The organism is Microbacterium galbinum (genome assembly GCF_023101185.1).
GTDB classification, from domain to species: Bacteria; Actinomycetota; Actinomycetes; order Actinomycetales; family Microbacteriaceae; genus Microbacterium; species Microbacterium galbinum.
This window is the reverse complement of record NZ_CP078077.1, coordinates 3,443,735-3,458,159: the sequence shown is the minus strand read 5'-3', so window position 1 is coordinate 3,458,159 and position 14,425 is coordinate 3,443,735. Positions and strand designations below refer to the sequence as shown.

14 protein-coding genes are annotated in these 14,425 nt (G+C 68.7%); 12 read left to right on the top strand and 2 right to left on the bottom strand.

Features of this window, described 5'->3' with window-relative positions; genetic code table 11:
- A partial coding sequence (locus KV396_RS16770) for a LysM peptidoglycan-binding domain-containing protein (protein WP_247956419.1) occupies positions 1-494 on the bottom strand: 494 nt, incomplete at its 3' end.
- A 133-nt stretch (positions 495-627) separates the two neighbouring features.
- Between KV396_RS16770 and KV396_RS16765 the strand changes: the two genes are divergently transcribed.
- Entirely contained in the window at positions 628-978 is a 351-nt protein-coding gene (locus KV396_RS16765) for an Rv2175c family DNA-binding protein (RefSeq protein ID WP_247622076.1), read from the top strand.
- Between the two features lie 17 nt (positions 979-995).
- On the opposite strand, the gene KV396_RS16760 is transcribed toward KV396_RS16765, so the two are convergent.
- The gene (locus KV396_RS16760; protein ID WP_407665550.1) at positions 996-2,096 is read right to left on the bottom strand and encodes a polyprenyl synthetase family protein; all 1,101 of its coding nucleotides are present in this window, start codon (positions 2,094-2,096) and stop codon (positions 996-998) included.
- Positions 2,097-2,181: 85 nt separating this feature from the next.
- Here KV396_RS16760 and KV396_RS16755 point away from each other — a divergent pair, with 85 nt between their 5' ends.
- The 11 genes from KV396_RS16755 to murC all read left to right on the top strand — a co-directional run bounded on the left by KV396_RS16755 (position 2,182) and on the right by murC (position 14,419).
- A complete protein-coding gene (locus KV396_RS16755) occupies positions 2,182-2,559 on the top strand; it encodes a DUF3040 domain-containing protein (RefSeq protein ID WP_247631943.1) in 378 nt (125 codons plus the stop codon).
- Between the two features lie 259 nt (positions 2,560-2,818).
- The gene (gene mraZ, locus KV396_RS16750) at positions 2,819-3,250 is read left to right on the top strand and encodes a division/cell wall cluster transcriptional repressor MraZ (protein ID WP_247622079.1); all 432 of its coding nucleotides are present in this window, start codon (positions 2,819-2,821) and stop codon (positions 3,248-3,250) included.
- 101 nt (positions 3,251-3,351) lie between these two features.
- A complete protein-coding gene (gene rsmH, locus KV396_RS16745; protein WP_247622080.1) occupies positions 3,352-4,290 on the top strand; it encodes a 16S rRNA (cytosine(1402)-N(4))-methyltransferase RsmH in 939 nt (312 codons plus the stop codon).
- Positions 4,287-4,853, top strand: a complete 567-nt coding sequence (locus KV396_RS16740; protein WP_247956417.1) for a hypothetical protein — start codon at positions 4,287-4,289, stop codon at positions 4,851-4,853. Before rsmH ends, KV396_RS16740 begins: the two co-directional genes overlap by 4 nt.
- Positions 4,854-4,876: 23 nt before the next feature.
- A complete protein-coding gene (locus KV396_RS16735) occupies positions 4,877-6,643 on the top strand; it encodes a peptidoglycan D,D-transpeptidase FtsI family protein (protein ID WP_247956416.1) in 1,767 nt (588 codons plus the stop codon).
- 27 nt (positions 6,644-6,670) lie between these two features.
- Positions 6,671-8,083, top strand: a complete 1,413-nt coding sequence (locus KV396_RS16730) for a UDP-N-acetylmuramoyl-tripeptide--D-alanyl-D-alanine ligase (protein ID WP_247956415.1) — start codon at positions 6,671-6,673, stop codon at positions 8,081-8,083.
- Complete coding sequence (gene mraY / locus KV396_RS16725) at positions 8,080-9,192, top strand: phospho-N-acetylmuramoyl-pentapeptide-transferase (RefSeq protein WP_247956414.1); 1,113 nt, start codon at positions 8,080-8,082, stop codon at positions 9,190-9,192. The genes KV396_RS16730 and mraY overlap by 4 nt, the downstream gene beginning before the upstream one ends.
- On the top strand, positions 9,182-10,720 hold the full coding sequence (murD, locus tag KV396_RS16720) for a UDP-N-acetylmuramoyl-L-alanine--D-glutamate ligase (RefSeq protein WP_247956413.1): 1,539 nt from the start codon (positions 9,182-9,184) through the stop codon (positions 10,718-10,720). Before mraY ends, murD begins: the two co-directional genes overlap by 11 nt.
- Positions 10,689-11,930 (top strand): putative lipid II flippase FtsW, encoded by a 1,242-nt coding sequence (ftsW, locus tag KV396_RS16715; protein WP_247956412.1) that lies wholly within the window; start codon positions 10,689-10,691, stop codon positions 11,928-11,930. The genes murD and ftsW overlap by 32 nt, the downstream gene beginning before the upstream one ends.
- On the top strand, positions 11,927-13,006 hold the full coding sequence (locus KV396_RS16710; protein WP_247956411.1) for a UDP-N-acetylglucosamine--N-acetylmuramyl-(pentapeptide) pyrophosphoryl-undecaprenol N-acetylglucosamine transferase: 1,080 nt from the start codon (positions 11,927-11,929) through the stop codon (positions 13,004-13,006). Before ftsW ends, KV396_RS16710 begins: the two co-directional genes overlap by 4 nt.
- Before the next feature lie 12 nt (positions 13,007-13,018).
- Complete coding sequence (murC, locus tag KV396_RS16705) at positions 13,019-14,419, top strand: UDP-N-acetylmuramate--L-alanine ligase (protein WP_247956410.1); 1,401 nt, start codon at positions 13,019-13,021, stop codon at positions 14,417-14,419.
- Positions 14,420-14,425: the final 6 nt, after the last annotated feature.

Below are 14,425 nucleotides of genomic sequence, written 5' to 3'. Positions count from 1 at the left end.
TAGATGATCGAGGATCTGTCGAGCCCGTTCGCGGAGAGGAGGGCGTCGAGCGGGATGCCGTGGCGCTGGGCGATGGCGAAGAGGGTGTCTCCGGCGGCGACCGTGTACGTCGCGGGAGCGGATGCGGGAGGAGCAGTGGGCGCGGGTGTGCTCGCAGGTGCCTGGGGGGCATCGAGCCGCAACTTCTGTCCGGGGAGGATCACGGAGCTCGCGTCGAGCCCGTTCCACGCGAGCACGTCCGCCGTGCGCAGGCCGAAGCTCTGAGCGATGGCGAAGATCGTATCGCCGGGGGCGACGACGTAGTCGGTCGGCGGGGCTTCCGCCGGTGCGATGCGGTGCGGAACACCGTTGAGGCGAGCGGTGGACGAAGAGTCGGCGGCCACATCGGCTCCGGCGGGGGCGGCGACCAGCACGCCGGCGAGTGCGCCCAGGACGGCGGCCGGTAGGCCGAGCGTCGCGTACCGCTGGCGACGGGAAGAGGTGTTCGGTGTCACGAGGGGCCCCCTTTTCGAACCCTGCCACGCTGACACGGAAGTAAACGGAAGTCAACAGGAGTGAAAGAAGTGACGTCTGTGAAAGAGGGCATCTCGGAATGCACGTGCGGCTTCGAGATGAGATAGTTGCTGGGTGTCTGAGAACGTTGATGGAACCCCCGCCCTGGAGTGGCTGACGCTGCCCGATCTCGTCGAGGTGCTCGACGAGCCGCTCGGCAAGGTGCGTCGCCTCATCGACGAACACCACCTGGTCGGTTCGCGTCGCACGGGCGTGTTCGCCGTTCCGTCGCTCTTCATCGTCGACGGGCGTCCGCTCAGTTCACTGCGTGGAACGATCATCGTGCTGCAGGATGCCGGGTTCACCGATGACGAGCTGATCGACTGGCTCCTCGCCGAGGAGGAATCGATGGGGCGCTCGCCGATCGCGGCGCTGCTCGCCGGCCACAAGAGCGAGGTCCGCCGAATCGCCCGCACCCTCGCCTGAGGGCTCTGCGCAACCGCTCAGGCGGTACGAACGGTGGCTGCCCGAGCGAGATCGCGGAGGCCGCTGACGGCGGCGTTGTCGAGGCGCGCCCCGACCAGAGCGCGGTCGGCCTCGCGGGCGTAGTCCGCGATCATGGATTCGACACGATCGAGCGCGCCGGTGTCTCGGATGGTCGCCTGGAGGTACTCGACCTGCCGAGGCACGAGCTCCGGGTCGCCGAGCATCTCGTCGACGACCCCGCGGGCGGGGCGGTCGAGGGCTTCGCGGGTGAGGGCGATCAGCACGGTGCGCTTGCCCTCACGCAGATCGTCTCCCGCGGGCTTGCCGGTGACCGATTCGTCGCCGAAGACGCCGAGCACGTCGTCGCGCAACTGGAAGGCCATGCCGACGGGGTGGCCGAAGCTCCGCAGGGCCGTCAGCTGTGATGCATCCGCTCCGGCGAGCGATGCGCCCAGGACGAGCGGCTGCTCGATGCTGTACCTGGCCGATTTCAGCGAGGCCACGCGGAGTGCGCGGTGCGCGTGCTCCGCATCGTCGTTCACCCTCCACGCGGATTCCTCGGCGATGTCGAGATACTGCCCGACCGTCACGTCCCTGCGCATGCGGGCGTACTCGCGCCGCACGTCTGCGGCGTGAGCGTGATCGGTGATGGCGGACTCGACGAGGTCGTCGCTCCACGCCACGAGCAGATCGCCGAGTAGCACCGCGCTCGCGCGCCCGAACGCCTCGGCGTCTCCGCTCCACCCGGCCGAGCGATGCGCGCTCTCCAGGGCGCGATGCGCGGCCGGTCGGCCCCGACGCGTGTCGGAGTTGTCGATGATGTCGTCGTGCACGAGCGCTGCCGACTGGAAGATCTCGAGCGCCGCGCACGTGTTCCAGAGGGCTTCGCCTTCCGTCGCGTGACGATCGGCCGCACGCGCGACCGCCTGCCATCCCGCGTGGCAGAACCGGGCGCGCAACCGCTTGCCACCCACGAGCGTGTCGGCCGCGGCATCGATGAGAGCGACGGCATCGGGGCCGTACTCGGTCGACTCAGTACGCATCCTCTCGACGAACTGCTCCAGGCGGGAGGCGACGGCTTCGACGATCGGGGCGGGGGAGGACACGACTCCCAGCATACGTAAAGCAATGAGGGGGCGAACGGCTAGCCTCCGAGCGTCGGGCGCGCGTAGAATGGAACGCACGATACCCGAGGGGGACGAAATGCCACTCTCCGAACAGGAGCAGCGTCTGCTCGACGAGATGGAACGCCATCTCCTCCACAACGACGCCGACGTCGTGAGCGCGCCTTCGGGCGATCGCGCACTGAGCTATCGGAACCTCGTCTACGGGGCTCTCCTGGTGCTCGCGGGCGTCGGCGGTCTGGTCGCCGGCGTGATCGTGGGCGACGTCTGGGGAATCGTCATCGGCGTGGTCGGGTTCGCCGCCATGCTCGCCGGTGTCATGCTGGCCGTCACCCCCGTGCGCCGCTCCGCACCCGCCGCGACTCCCTCCGAGAAGCCGGCCGCCAAGCGGCAGGACTCCGCGTCCTTCATGGACCGCATGAACGATCGATGGGATCGCCGCCACGAGGGGAACTGACCCCACTCACTTCTGAAGGCCCGGATGCTCTGAGCATCCGGGCCTTTTTCGTGCTCTGCGCGTTTCTCGGTGTTCCCTCTTCCCTCCACCGGCCCTCCACTAGCGCTCCACCCTCCTCCACCGCAGAATCATGCGGAACTTCGGACCTCCGTGCCGTTTTCGGTGGGACAATACTCGGAATAATCGTAGGAATGTGGAGGGAAGTGGAGTAAAGTGGGGCGCACCTCGAGTTGGCCGGACGGAGAGGGGGTGATGGCTGATGTTGTTGGGGACGCATTCTCCGAAGCTGGACGACAAGGGAAGGGTCATCCTTCCCGCGAAGTTCCGCGAAGATCTGGGTGGCGGCATCGTCGTAACCCGTGGTCAGGAGCGCTGCCTCTACGTCTTCAGCACGGCCGAGTTCGAGGCGATGCACGAGCGGATCCGCCAGGCGCCACTCGCGAACAAGCAGGCGCGTGACTTCATGCGCCTGTTCCTCTCCGGTGCCAGTGCGGAGATGCCCGACAGCCAGAACCGCATCACCATCCCGCCCCACCTGCGTCAGTACGCGGGCCTGCAGAAGGAGCTCATCGTCACCGGAGTCGGCGCACACGCCGAGATCTGGGATGCCGAGAGCTGGAACGCCTACCTCGCCGCCGGCGAGGAGACCTACGCCGATCTGGAGCAGGAGGTGATTCCGGGCCTGTTCTGACCACGGCTGTGATGCCCCGCCGCTCCCGCCCCGACACACTTCCCCGGTGCCGGGTCGCGCAGCGGAGGGGGATCAGAGCCGAAGGTCACCCGAGAGAGATCATGAACCTCCGAGACATCCACACCCCTGTCCTGCTCGAGCGCTGCGTCGAGCTGCTGGCTCCCGCCCTCCAGGCCGACGGAGCCGTGCTCGTCGACGCCACGCTGGGAATGGGAGGGCACGCCGAGGCGTTCCTCGAGCGCTTCGACAACATCCGTCTCATCGGCCTGGATCGCGACACCGACGCGCTGCGTATCGCCGGCCAGCGGCTCGAGCGCTTCGCCGACCGCATCTCCCTCGTCCACACGGTCTACGACGAGATCGGTCTGCACGCGCAGGGCGCCTCGGGCATCCTGTTCGACCTGGGAGTGTCGTCGTTGCAGCTCGACGAGGCCGACCGCGGCTTCGCGTACTCCAAGGACGCGCCGCTCGACATGCGGATGGACCAGACCAAGGGCGTTACGGCCGCCGACGTCATCGCGACCTACAGCGAGGGCAACCTCCGCCGCATCTTCGAGCGCTACGGCGAGGAGAAGCTCGCCGGCCGCTATGCCCGGTTCATCATCGACGCACGGCAGAAGAAGCCGATCACGCGTTCGGCCGAACTCGTCGACATCCTGCAGGCGGCGACGCCGGCGGCCGCCCAGCGAGCCGGTCACCCCGCCAAGCGGGTCTTCCAGGCGCTGCGCATCGAGGTCAACGCCGAGCTGACGGTGCTCGCGGACGCCATCCCGCCGGCCATGGACGCACTCGGCGTCGGTGGGCGCATCGTCGTCATGTCGTACCAGTCGCTCGAGGATCGTCTGGTCAAGCAGGCGTTCGCCGCGGCATCCGCATCGACGGCTCCGCAGGGGCTTCCCGTGGAACTGCCCGAGCACGCCCCGCGATTCCGCGTGCTCACCAAGGGCGCTGAACTCGCCGACGAGGCGGAACGCGCCCGCAATCCGAGAGCCATCCCGGTGCGTCTGCGGGCCGCCGAGAAACTTCGGGAGACCGCATGAGCGCGCCCGCCGTCGTCCGTCGTCCGGCGCAGCCGGTCGCTCCCAAGACCGCGTCCCCGCGCCGGCTCCAGCCCGTCACCGCTCCCGCGACCCGCCGCAAGCCGAAACTCGCCTACGCCCTCGTCGCGTTCGCCGGTGCGCTGCTCATCGGCGGTGTGCAGATCGCGCTCTCCCTGGCGATCACGCAGGACTCCTTCACGCTCGCCGGGCTCAGCTCGCAGCAGCGGGAACTCGACCTCCAGGCGAGCGCCCTCCAGGAGGAGCTCCTCGGTCTCAGCTCTCCGCAGGAACTGGCGACCGACGCCGCGGCGCTCGGGATGGTCGTCGCGGGCTCCCCGTCGTACCTCCGTCTGAGCGACGGCGCGGTGTTCGGCACCGGAGCCGGGGCCGACTGGACCTCGACCGTCGATCCGAACGGGGCAGGTGCCGTGAGCAACGCACTGATCACACCGCCGCCCGCCGCGGAGGAGGCGGCTGCGGATGGAGATGCGGCCGCCCCCACCTCGGGCCAGGATCTCCCGCCGGCCATCACCGACGGCCTCCCCAGCCCCACGACGCACTGACCACGAACTGACGGAGAGATCCCATGACGACACGCGCCACACGCGGACCGCGGCGACGCACTGTCGTCGCCCTTGCGGTGATCCTCTCGGTGCTGGCGGCGTTCGTCGTGCGGCTCGTCGACATCCAGGTGGTCAGCGCCGACGCGCACGTCGCCGACTCGCAGAGCTACATCGGCGGCAGCAACACGATCACCGGTCAGCGAGGCACGATCGTCGACTCCGCAGGCATCCCGCTCGCCGAGAGCGTGCTCGTCTACGACACCGAGCTCAGCCCGCTCGTGATCACGCAGCTCGAGGAGAAGGATCCCGAGCTGCCGTGGGCCGAGGCGTCCGAGAAGATCGCCGCGATCACCGGGCAGACCGGCGATGAGGTGCGAAAGCTCGTCGCCGACGCTCTGGCCGTGAATCCCAAGAGCCAGTACGTCGAGCTCAAGAAATCCCTCACCACCGAGCAGCACATCGAGCTGCGCGATCTCAAGCTCGCCTACCTCCACCAGACCGCGCGCGAGACGCGCGTGTATCCGAACGGCGCGGTGGCGGGAAACATCGTCGGCTTCCTCAACGGCAGCGGCGAGGCGCAGGCGGGCATCGAGAAGATGGACCAGTCGTGCCTCGCGCCGACCGACGGCGCGAAGACCTACCGCCAGGGCAAGGACGGCGTCGTCATCCCCGGCAGCGAGAAGATCACGGATGCCGTCGACGGCGGCACCGTGCAGCTCACGATCAACAGCGACCTCAACTGGTACCTGCAGCAGATGATCGCCGAGGAGGCGCAAGCGCAGGGCGCGAAGGGCGGCACCGTCACGGTCGTCGAGGTCAAGACGGGCAAGATCCGCGCCGCAGCGGAGTGGCCCTCGCTCGACCCCAACGACCTCGACGGCGCGAGCCCGTCGTCGTGGGGGAGCCAGATCTTCCACCGCGACTTCGAGCCCGGCTCGACGTTCAAGGCCATCACCGCCGCAGCCGTGATGGAGGGCGCGGGCGTCACGCCGCTGAGCACCGTCAGCGCCGCATCGAAGGAGACCTTCCCGAACGGTGCCGTGATCAACGACGCCTTCACCCACCCCGCGTACAACTACACGCTCGCCGGCGGCCTCATCGACTCCTCCAACGTCGCGCTGTCGAAGTTCGGAACCATGGTGAGCCCAGAGGTGCGCTACGACTACCTGCAGCGATTCGGCGTCGGGGAGGACACCGTCGGGTTCCCCACCGAGGTCTCCGGCATCCTGCATCCCGTCAGCGAGTGGGACAGCCAGTCGCTGTACACGACGACCTTCGGTCAGTACTTCACGGTCACGGCCGCGCAGGTGGCGGGCGCCTACCAGGCGATCGCGAACGGAGGCGAGAAGATCGACCTCTCGCTGGTGGAGTCGTGCACGCAGCCCGACGGCACGGTCGTCGCGGCCGACGAGCCGCAGCACGACCAGATCATCACCGAGCAGACCGCATCCGACCTCACCCGGATGCTCGAGAACGTGGCGGTGCAGGGCGGCAACGCCGATCGCATCCAGGTTCCGGGCTATCGCGTGACGAGCAAGACCGGTACCGCGCAGGTTCCCGACGGCAACGGCGGCTACAAGGCCGGCGTCTACTTCACCAGCATGGTCGGGTTCGCCCCGGTCGACGACCCGCAGTACGTCGTCGTGGTCACCCTCGACGAGCCGACTAAGGTTGTATCGTCCGCGGCAACCGCATCCGCCTTCCAAAAGGCGATGACGCAGGTGATGAAGACCTATCGTGTGATGCCGTCCTCGACTCCCATGGACGAGTTGCTGCCCAAGTTCGAATAGCCGGCGAGAGCCGCGCCTGGAGATGTCATGATCGCCCTGTCGCTCGCTGAGATCGCCGAAGCCATCGGCGGTGAGCTGCGCCTTGCCGGAACCGATACGGCCGGCACCGTCGTCGACGGCACCGTCGACACCGATTCCCGCACCATGGGGCCGCGTTCGATCTTCGTCGCGAAGCCCGGTGCCGAGACCGACGGGCATCACTTCGTCGGGGCCGCAGTCGATGCGGGGGCCGCGCTCGCTATCGTCGAGCACGCGGTCGACGTCGAGGTGAGCCAGATCGTGGTGGCGGATGCCGTCGTCGCGCTCGGCGCACTCGCACGGGAGGTCGTGCGCCGCGTGCGCGAGAAGGGCGACCTCAAGATCGTGGGGATCACCGGCTCGAACGGCAAGACGACCACCAAGAACTTCCTCGCGCGCATCCTGTCGGACGAGGGCGAGACCGTCGCCCCCGTCAAATCGTTCAACAACGAGGTGGGCGCCCCCGTCACGATGCTGCGCGTGACCGAGACCACGCGTTTCCTCGTCAGTGAGTTCGGCGCGGCCGCGCCCGGCAGCATCGCGCATCTGGCAGGACTCGTCGAGCCGGACGTCGCGGTCGTGCTCATGGTCGGGATGGCGCATGCCGGCGGCTTCGGCGGCATCGAGGAGACGGCGAAGGCCAAGTCCGAGCTCGTCGCCGCCGCAAGGGCGACCGGCACCGCCGTCCTCAACGTCGACGATGCGCGCGTCGCGGCGATGCGCGACCTCGCCGAATCCCGCGGCATGCGCGTGGTCGGCTTCGGACAGAGCCCGGTGGCCGAGGTGCGTGCGCAGGGCATCGAGGTGTCCGCCTCGGGAACCCGGTGCGTCATCGAGAGCGCGGGACGGAGCATCCCTCTCGATCTCCGGGTGCTCGGCGCGCACCACATCACCAACGCCCTCGCTGCGATCGCCGCCGCAGGAGTCCTCGGCGTGTCCGCAGAGGACGCCGTCGCTCGCCTCGAGACCGTCGAGATCGCGGAGCGCTGGCGCATGCAGCCCCTCGGCAACGAGCGCGTGCGCATCATCAACGACGCCTACAACGCGAGCCCCGACTCGATGGCGGCCGCCCTGCGCACCCTCGCGCAGATCACCGGTCCCGACGAGCGCACCGTCGCCGTCCTCGGAGCCATGAGCGAGCTCGGTGAGAGCGCAGGGGAGGAGCACGACCGTATCGGTCTGCTCGCCGTGCGCCTCAACATCCGCCGCATCGTGGTCGTCGGCCCCGAGGCTCGCCGCCTCTACCTCTCCGCCGTGGGCGAGGGGTCGTGGGACAGCGAAGCCGTGCACCTGCCCGATCAGGATGCCGCCTTCGAATACCTGCGTTCCGAGCTGCGCGACGGCGATCGCGTGCTCGTCAAGTCATCAAACTCCGTGGGCCTCCGGCATCTCGGCGATCGTCTGGGAGAATTGTTCTCGTGAGGTCACTCATCATGGCGGCGGCGATCTCGCTCGCCTTCACCCTTTTCCTGACTCCCGTCTTCCTGCGGCTCTTCCGCAAGTGGGGCTGGGGGCAGGTCATCCGCACCCCGGAAGCGCTCGAGAACCCGAGCCACGAGGCGAAACGCGGCACACCGACGATGGGCGGTGTCATCTTCATCATCGGCACCATCGTCGGTTATTTCACCGGCGTGTACGTCGGCGGCGCGGTGCCCGCGCTCTCGGCCCTCCTCGTGATCTGGCTCATGATCGGCTTCGGAGCGGTCGGCTTCATCGACGACTACATGAAGGTGCGCAGCCAGCGCAGCCTGGGTCTCTCGGGCTGGCGCAAGGTGATCGGCCAGCTCCTCGTGATCATCCCCTTCGGGATCGTGGCGCTGAACTTCCCCAACAAGTTCGGGCAGACGCCCGCGAGCGAGTCGATCTCGCTGTTCCGCGACATCACCTGGCTCAACCTCTTCGCCTTCGGCGTGATCGTCGGCTGGGCCCTCTACCTCATCTGGATCGCCGTGATCGGGGTCGCGACCTCGAACAGCGTGAACCTCACGGACGGGCTCGACGGCCTCGCGGCAGGCGCCGGAGTTATCGTCGTCGGTGCGTACAGCCTCATGGCGTTCTGGCAGTACAAGCAGCCCTGCGTCGGCGAAGGCGTCGACATGGGGGCTCTCGCCGGCTGCTACGAGGTGCGCGACCCGTTCAATCTCGCCATCATCGCCGCATCCTTCGCCGGTGCCCTCATCGGGTTCCTCTGGTGGAACGCGCCCAAGGCCAAGGTGTTCATGGGTGACGTGGGTTCCATGGCGATCGGTGGTGTGATCACCGCCCTCGCGATCCTGACCCGCACCGAGCTGCTGCTCTTCGTGATCGCGGGTGTGTTCGTGCTCTCCTCCGGATCGGTGATCCTGCAGCGCGCGTACTTCAAGCTCACGCGCGGCAAGCGTCTGTTCCTCATGAGTCCCTTCCATCACCACCTCGAGATGCGCGGCTGGGCCGAGGTGACCATCGTCGTCCGACTCTGGATCATCGCGGGTCTCCTGGCGGTCTCGGCCGTGGGGCTCTTCTACGTCGAATGGCTCACCCGTGTCGGTTGACGAGCGCCTGCGCACCCTCACCAGCTGGAACGCCGACTGGAAGGGTCTGAGGGTCGCGGTCCTCGGACTCTCGATGACCGGGTTCTCGGTCGCCGACACCCTCACCGAGCTCGGTGCCGACGTCCTCGTGCTCAGCGAGTCCGCCGACGAGGAGTACGAGCGCCTGGTCCCCGTGATCGGTGCACGTCTCGAGATCGGATCGCTCGCGACGGTGCCGGCGGCCCTCACCGACTTCGACCCCGAGGTGGTGATCGCGTCGCCCGGCTTCGCGCCCGCGCATCCGATCATCCGGTGGACGCAGGAAGCCGGGATCGCGCTGTGGGGCGACATCGAACTCGCCTGGCGAGTGCGCGACAAGCTCCTGCGCGACGACGGCACTCCGGCCGAGTGGGTGCTCATCACAGGAACCAATGGCAAGACGACCACGACCCAGCTCACCGCAGCACTCCTCGTCGAGGGGGGGCTGCGCGCCGCGCCCTGCGGCAACATCGGCGTGCCGGTGCTCGATGCCGTGCGTGACCCCGCCGGATTCGATGTCTTCGTGGTCGAGCTCTCCAGCCATCAGCTCTGGTACCTCGGGCTCTCGCAGCCGGAGGGGGAACTCTTCCCGCACGCCTCCGTCTGCCTCAACCTCGCCGATGACCACCTCGTGTGGCACGGCAGCGCCGAGGCGTACCGCGACGCGAAGGCCCTGGTCTATCGCAACACCCGCGTCGCGTGCGTTTACAACAAGGCCGATGAGGCCACCCGGCGCATGGTCGAGGAAGCAGAGGTCGTCGAGGGTGCCCGCGCGATCGGGTTCGACCTGGGAACGCCCGGACCCAGCGATCTGGGAGTCGTCGAGGGTCTGCTCGTCGACCGCGCCTTCCTCGACGACCGGGCCCGCAGCGCACTCGAGATCACCACGGTCGCCGACCTGCAGCGGGTCGGCCTCGCGGCTCCGCACATCGTGCAGAACATCCTCGCCGCCAGCGCGCTCGCGCGCTCGCTCGGCGTCGAACCCGAAGCGATCCACTCGGCACTCGAATCGTTCCGGCTCGACGCCCACCGCATCCAGGTCATCGCCACGCACGCGGGCATCACCTGGATCGACGACTCGAAGGCGACGAACCCGCACGCCGCGGCATCCTCGCTGCGCGCGTACCCCGGTTCGGTGTGGGTCGTGGGGGGAGATCTGAAGGGCGTCGACATCGCCGATCTCGTCGCGAGCTCCGGCGGGACGGCACGCGCCGCGGTCGTGATCGGAGTCGAGCGAGCCTCCGTCGTCGCGGCATTCGAACGACACGCGCCGACGGTGCCGGTGTTCGAGGTGGATGCTGGCGACACTGGAGATGTCATGAATCGTGTCGTGGAGATCGCGGCGGGGATCGTCGACGACGAGGGCACGGTTCTGCTGGCCCCGGCGGCGGCATCCTTCGACCAGTTCACCAGTTACGCGGATCGTGGCCATCGCTTCGCCGAGGCGGTGCGCACGTGGATCGACCGGGGGAGTGCCGATGACGCAGGTGGCTCGCCCTCCGCGTTCTGAGTCCGGCGGTCTCGCCGCTCGGGTCTCGCTCGGGCGCCGGTTCACGCCGGTGTCGACCGAGTTCCTGCTGATCGCCTCGACCGCGCTGCTCCTCACCCTCTTCGGGCTCGTCATGGTGCTCTCGGCGACGAGCGCGACCGCCGTCGCGAACGGCTCCAACCCGATGAGCGGCGCACTGCGCCAGGGGATCTTCGCGATCCTCGGCATCCCGCTCATGTTCCTGATCAGTCGATTGCCGGTGCGCTTCCTCAAGAAGCTGGCCTGGCCGGCTCTGTTTGGAGCGGTCGCGCTCCAGCTCTTGGTCTTCACCCCGCTCGGCGTCGCCGACGGCGGAAACCGCAACTGGATCCAGGTCGCCGGCTTCCAGATGCAGCCCTCCGAGTTCCTCAAGCTCGCGCTGTCGCTCTGGATCGCGTACGTGCTGCTGCGCAAGCACGCGATGCTCGGAACCTGGCACCACGTCTTCATCCCGGTGGTGCCGGTCGGCGCGCTCGCGATCGGCACAGTGCTCGCGGGTAAGGACCTCGGCACCGCGATGGTGCTGGTCCTCATCCTCCTGGGGTGCCTGTTCTTCTCCGGGGTCAAGCTGCGACTGTTCATCATCCCGGTGCTCCTGGGCGTCGCCGCAGTGCTCGCGTACGCGCTCTCGAGCACCGACCGCATGCGGCGCATCACCGCCAACTGCGATGACATGGCCCTCTACAACACGGACTGCTATCAGTCGATCCACGGCATCTGGGGGATGGCCAACGGCGGCATCTTCGGCCTCGGGCTCGGCAACTCCCAGGAGAAGTACGGGTGGCTCCCCGCTCCCGGCAACGACTTCATCTTCGCGATCGTCGGGGAGGAGCTCGGCCTGATCGGATGCATCGTCGTGCTCGCCCTCTTCACGTTCTTCACCGTCGGCGCGTTCCACATCATCCGCAAGACCGACGATCCGTTCATCCGCGTCGCCGCGGGCGGGATCACGGTCTGGATCGCCGGACAGGCCGTCCTCAACGTCGGCGTCGTCGTCGGGCTGTTCCCCGTGATGGGCGTTCCGCTCCCGTTCATGTCGCAGGGTGGCACCGCTCTCCTCGCCGTGCTCCTGGCATGCGGGGTGCTCCTCGCCTTCGCCCGCACGCTCCCGAGCGGCGAGAAGCAGGAGACCGCGTCACGCACCCGAGCTCGCGGGGTGCGCGCAGCGCGGCGGGGTAGGGTCTCGGAGTGACCTCGTACCTTCTCGCCGGCGGTGGTACCGCCGGCCATGTGAACCCCCTGCTCGCCGTCGCCGATGGACTGGTCGCGCGTGACGCCGACGCCACCGTCCTCGTTCTCGGAACGGCCGAGGGGCTCGAGGCGCGTCTGGTGCCCGAACGCGGCTACGAGCTGCTCGTCGTCGACAAGGTGCCGTTCCCGCGCCGCCCGAACCGCCAGGCGCTGGGGTTCCCGCAGCGCTTCCGCCGCGCGATCGCGCAGGTGCGCCAGCACATCCGCACGCACGCCGTCGACGTGGTCGTCGGCTTCGGCGGGTACGCCTCAGCGCCGGCCTATGTGGCCGCGCGCCGCGAGGGCATCCCGTTCGTGGTTCACGAGGCGAACGCCAAGCCGGGCCTCGCGAACGTGCTCGGAGCGCGCGGGGCGGCCGCGGTCGGCGTCGCTTTCACGGGAACACCGCTTCGCCGGAGCGAGGTCGTCGGCATGCCGCTGCGTCGCGAGATCATCGAACTGGATCGTGCGGCGACCCGTGCCGAGGCGGCGCGGCACTTCGACCTCGATTCCGATGCGCCCGTGCTGCTCGTGTTCGGCGGCTCGCTCGGAGCCCAGCGTCTCAACGAGGCGTTCGCGGACTCGTGGGGTGACGTGCTCGCGGCCGGGTGGCAGCTGCTCCACGTCACGGGCGAGCGCAGCGACCTCGCCGATCCGGGGGTTCCCGGCTACGCGATGCGGCGCTACGTCGATCGCATGGACCTCGCCTTCGCCGTCGCCGATCTCATCGTCTCGCGCTCGGGAGCCGCGACGGTCAGCGAGATCAGTGCGCTGGGGATCCCGGCACTGTACGTCCCGTACTCCGTCGGCAACGGCGAGCAGCGGTTGAACGCGGCGTCCGCCGTCGCCGCGGGGGCCGCCCGGCTGCTCGACGATGGGACCTTCGACGGTGACGCCGTGCGCCGGGAGGTCGTGCCCCTGCTGACGGATCGCGCGCGCCTGGCGCAGATGGCCGATGCCGCCGAGAAGGCGGGAACCCGCAGCGGTACCGAGAACGTCATCGAACTGGTCGATCGCTCGCTGAGCGCCCGGAAGTAGACTGAGAACGACATGATCAGACCTGACCTCTCCCTGCCGATTCCCGACTCGATCACCGCCGCGCACTTCATCGGCATCGGCGGTTCGGGGATGAGCGGCCTCGCTCGGATGTTCCTCGATGCGGGTATCCGCGTCTCGGGATCCGACCGGGCCGACAGCGACAACCTGCGGGCCTTGGCGGCGGCCGGTGCGACGGTGCACATCGGGCACGACGCGGCCCACCTCGGAGATGCCGACACCGTCGTGCACACCGGAGCGATCTGGCCCGAGAACCCGGAGTTCGTCACCGCGAAGGAGCGAGGACTCCACGTGATCCATCGATCCCAGGCGTTGCACTGGCTGATCGGCGACCGTCGACTGGTCTCGGTCGCGGGGGCCCACGGCAAGACGAGCTCCACCGGGATGATCGTCACGGCGCTGCGCGATCTCGGCGCGGACCCGCACTTCGTCAACGGCGGAGTGATCGAGCAGCTCGGCGCGTCGAGCGCCACCGGGTCGGGAGACCTCTTCGTGATCGAGGCAGACGAGTCCGACGGCACGTTCCTGCTCTATGACACGGCGGTCGCGCTCATCACGAACGTCGACCCCGACCACCTCGACCACTTCGGCTCGGAGGAGGCGTTCCACGAGGCGTTCGTCCGGTTCGCGGACGGCGCGTCCGAGGCGGTCGTGATCTCCAGCGACGACGCGGGAGCGCTCCGCGTCGGTGCGGACCTCTCGCACCCCCGGGTGATCACCTTCGGCCAGGCCGAGGACGCCGACCTGCGTGTGACCGAGATCGAGACCGCCGGCGGGGTCGCCGCCACGCTGACGCGCGATGGTGAGAGCGTGCGCATGCAGCTCGCCGTCCCCGGCGTGCACAACGCGATCAACGCGGCCGGCGCGGTCGCCGTGCTCGGCGCGCTCGGCTACCCGCTCGCGGACGCCGTGCGTGCGGTGGAGGGTTTCGCCGGTACCGTTCGGCGCCTCGAGCTGCACGGCATCGCCCGGGGCGTGAGCGTCTACGACGACTACGCGCATCACCCGACGGAGGTCCGAGCGGCGCTCGAGGCGATGCGCGGCATTGCCGGATCCGGCCGCCTGATCGCGATCCAGCAGCCCCACACGTACTCGCGCACCCAGCACATGTACCAGGAGTTCGCCGACGTCCTGGAGACGTACGCCGACCACACGGTGATGCTCGACGTCTACGGCGCGCGGGAGGACCCGGTTCCCGGAGTCTCGGGCGAACTCGTGAGCGGCGCGTTCCGTGATCCCTCGCACGTGCACTTCGTCGCCGATTGGCAGCAGGCCTCGGATTACACCGCGACGGTCGCGCGCGACGGCGACGTCGTGGTGACCCTTGGCTGCGGGAACGTCTACCAGATGATCCCGCAGGTGCTGGAGGCGCTGAGCCGGACCGACGGGGCGTAACAGGTG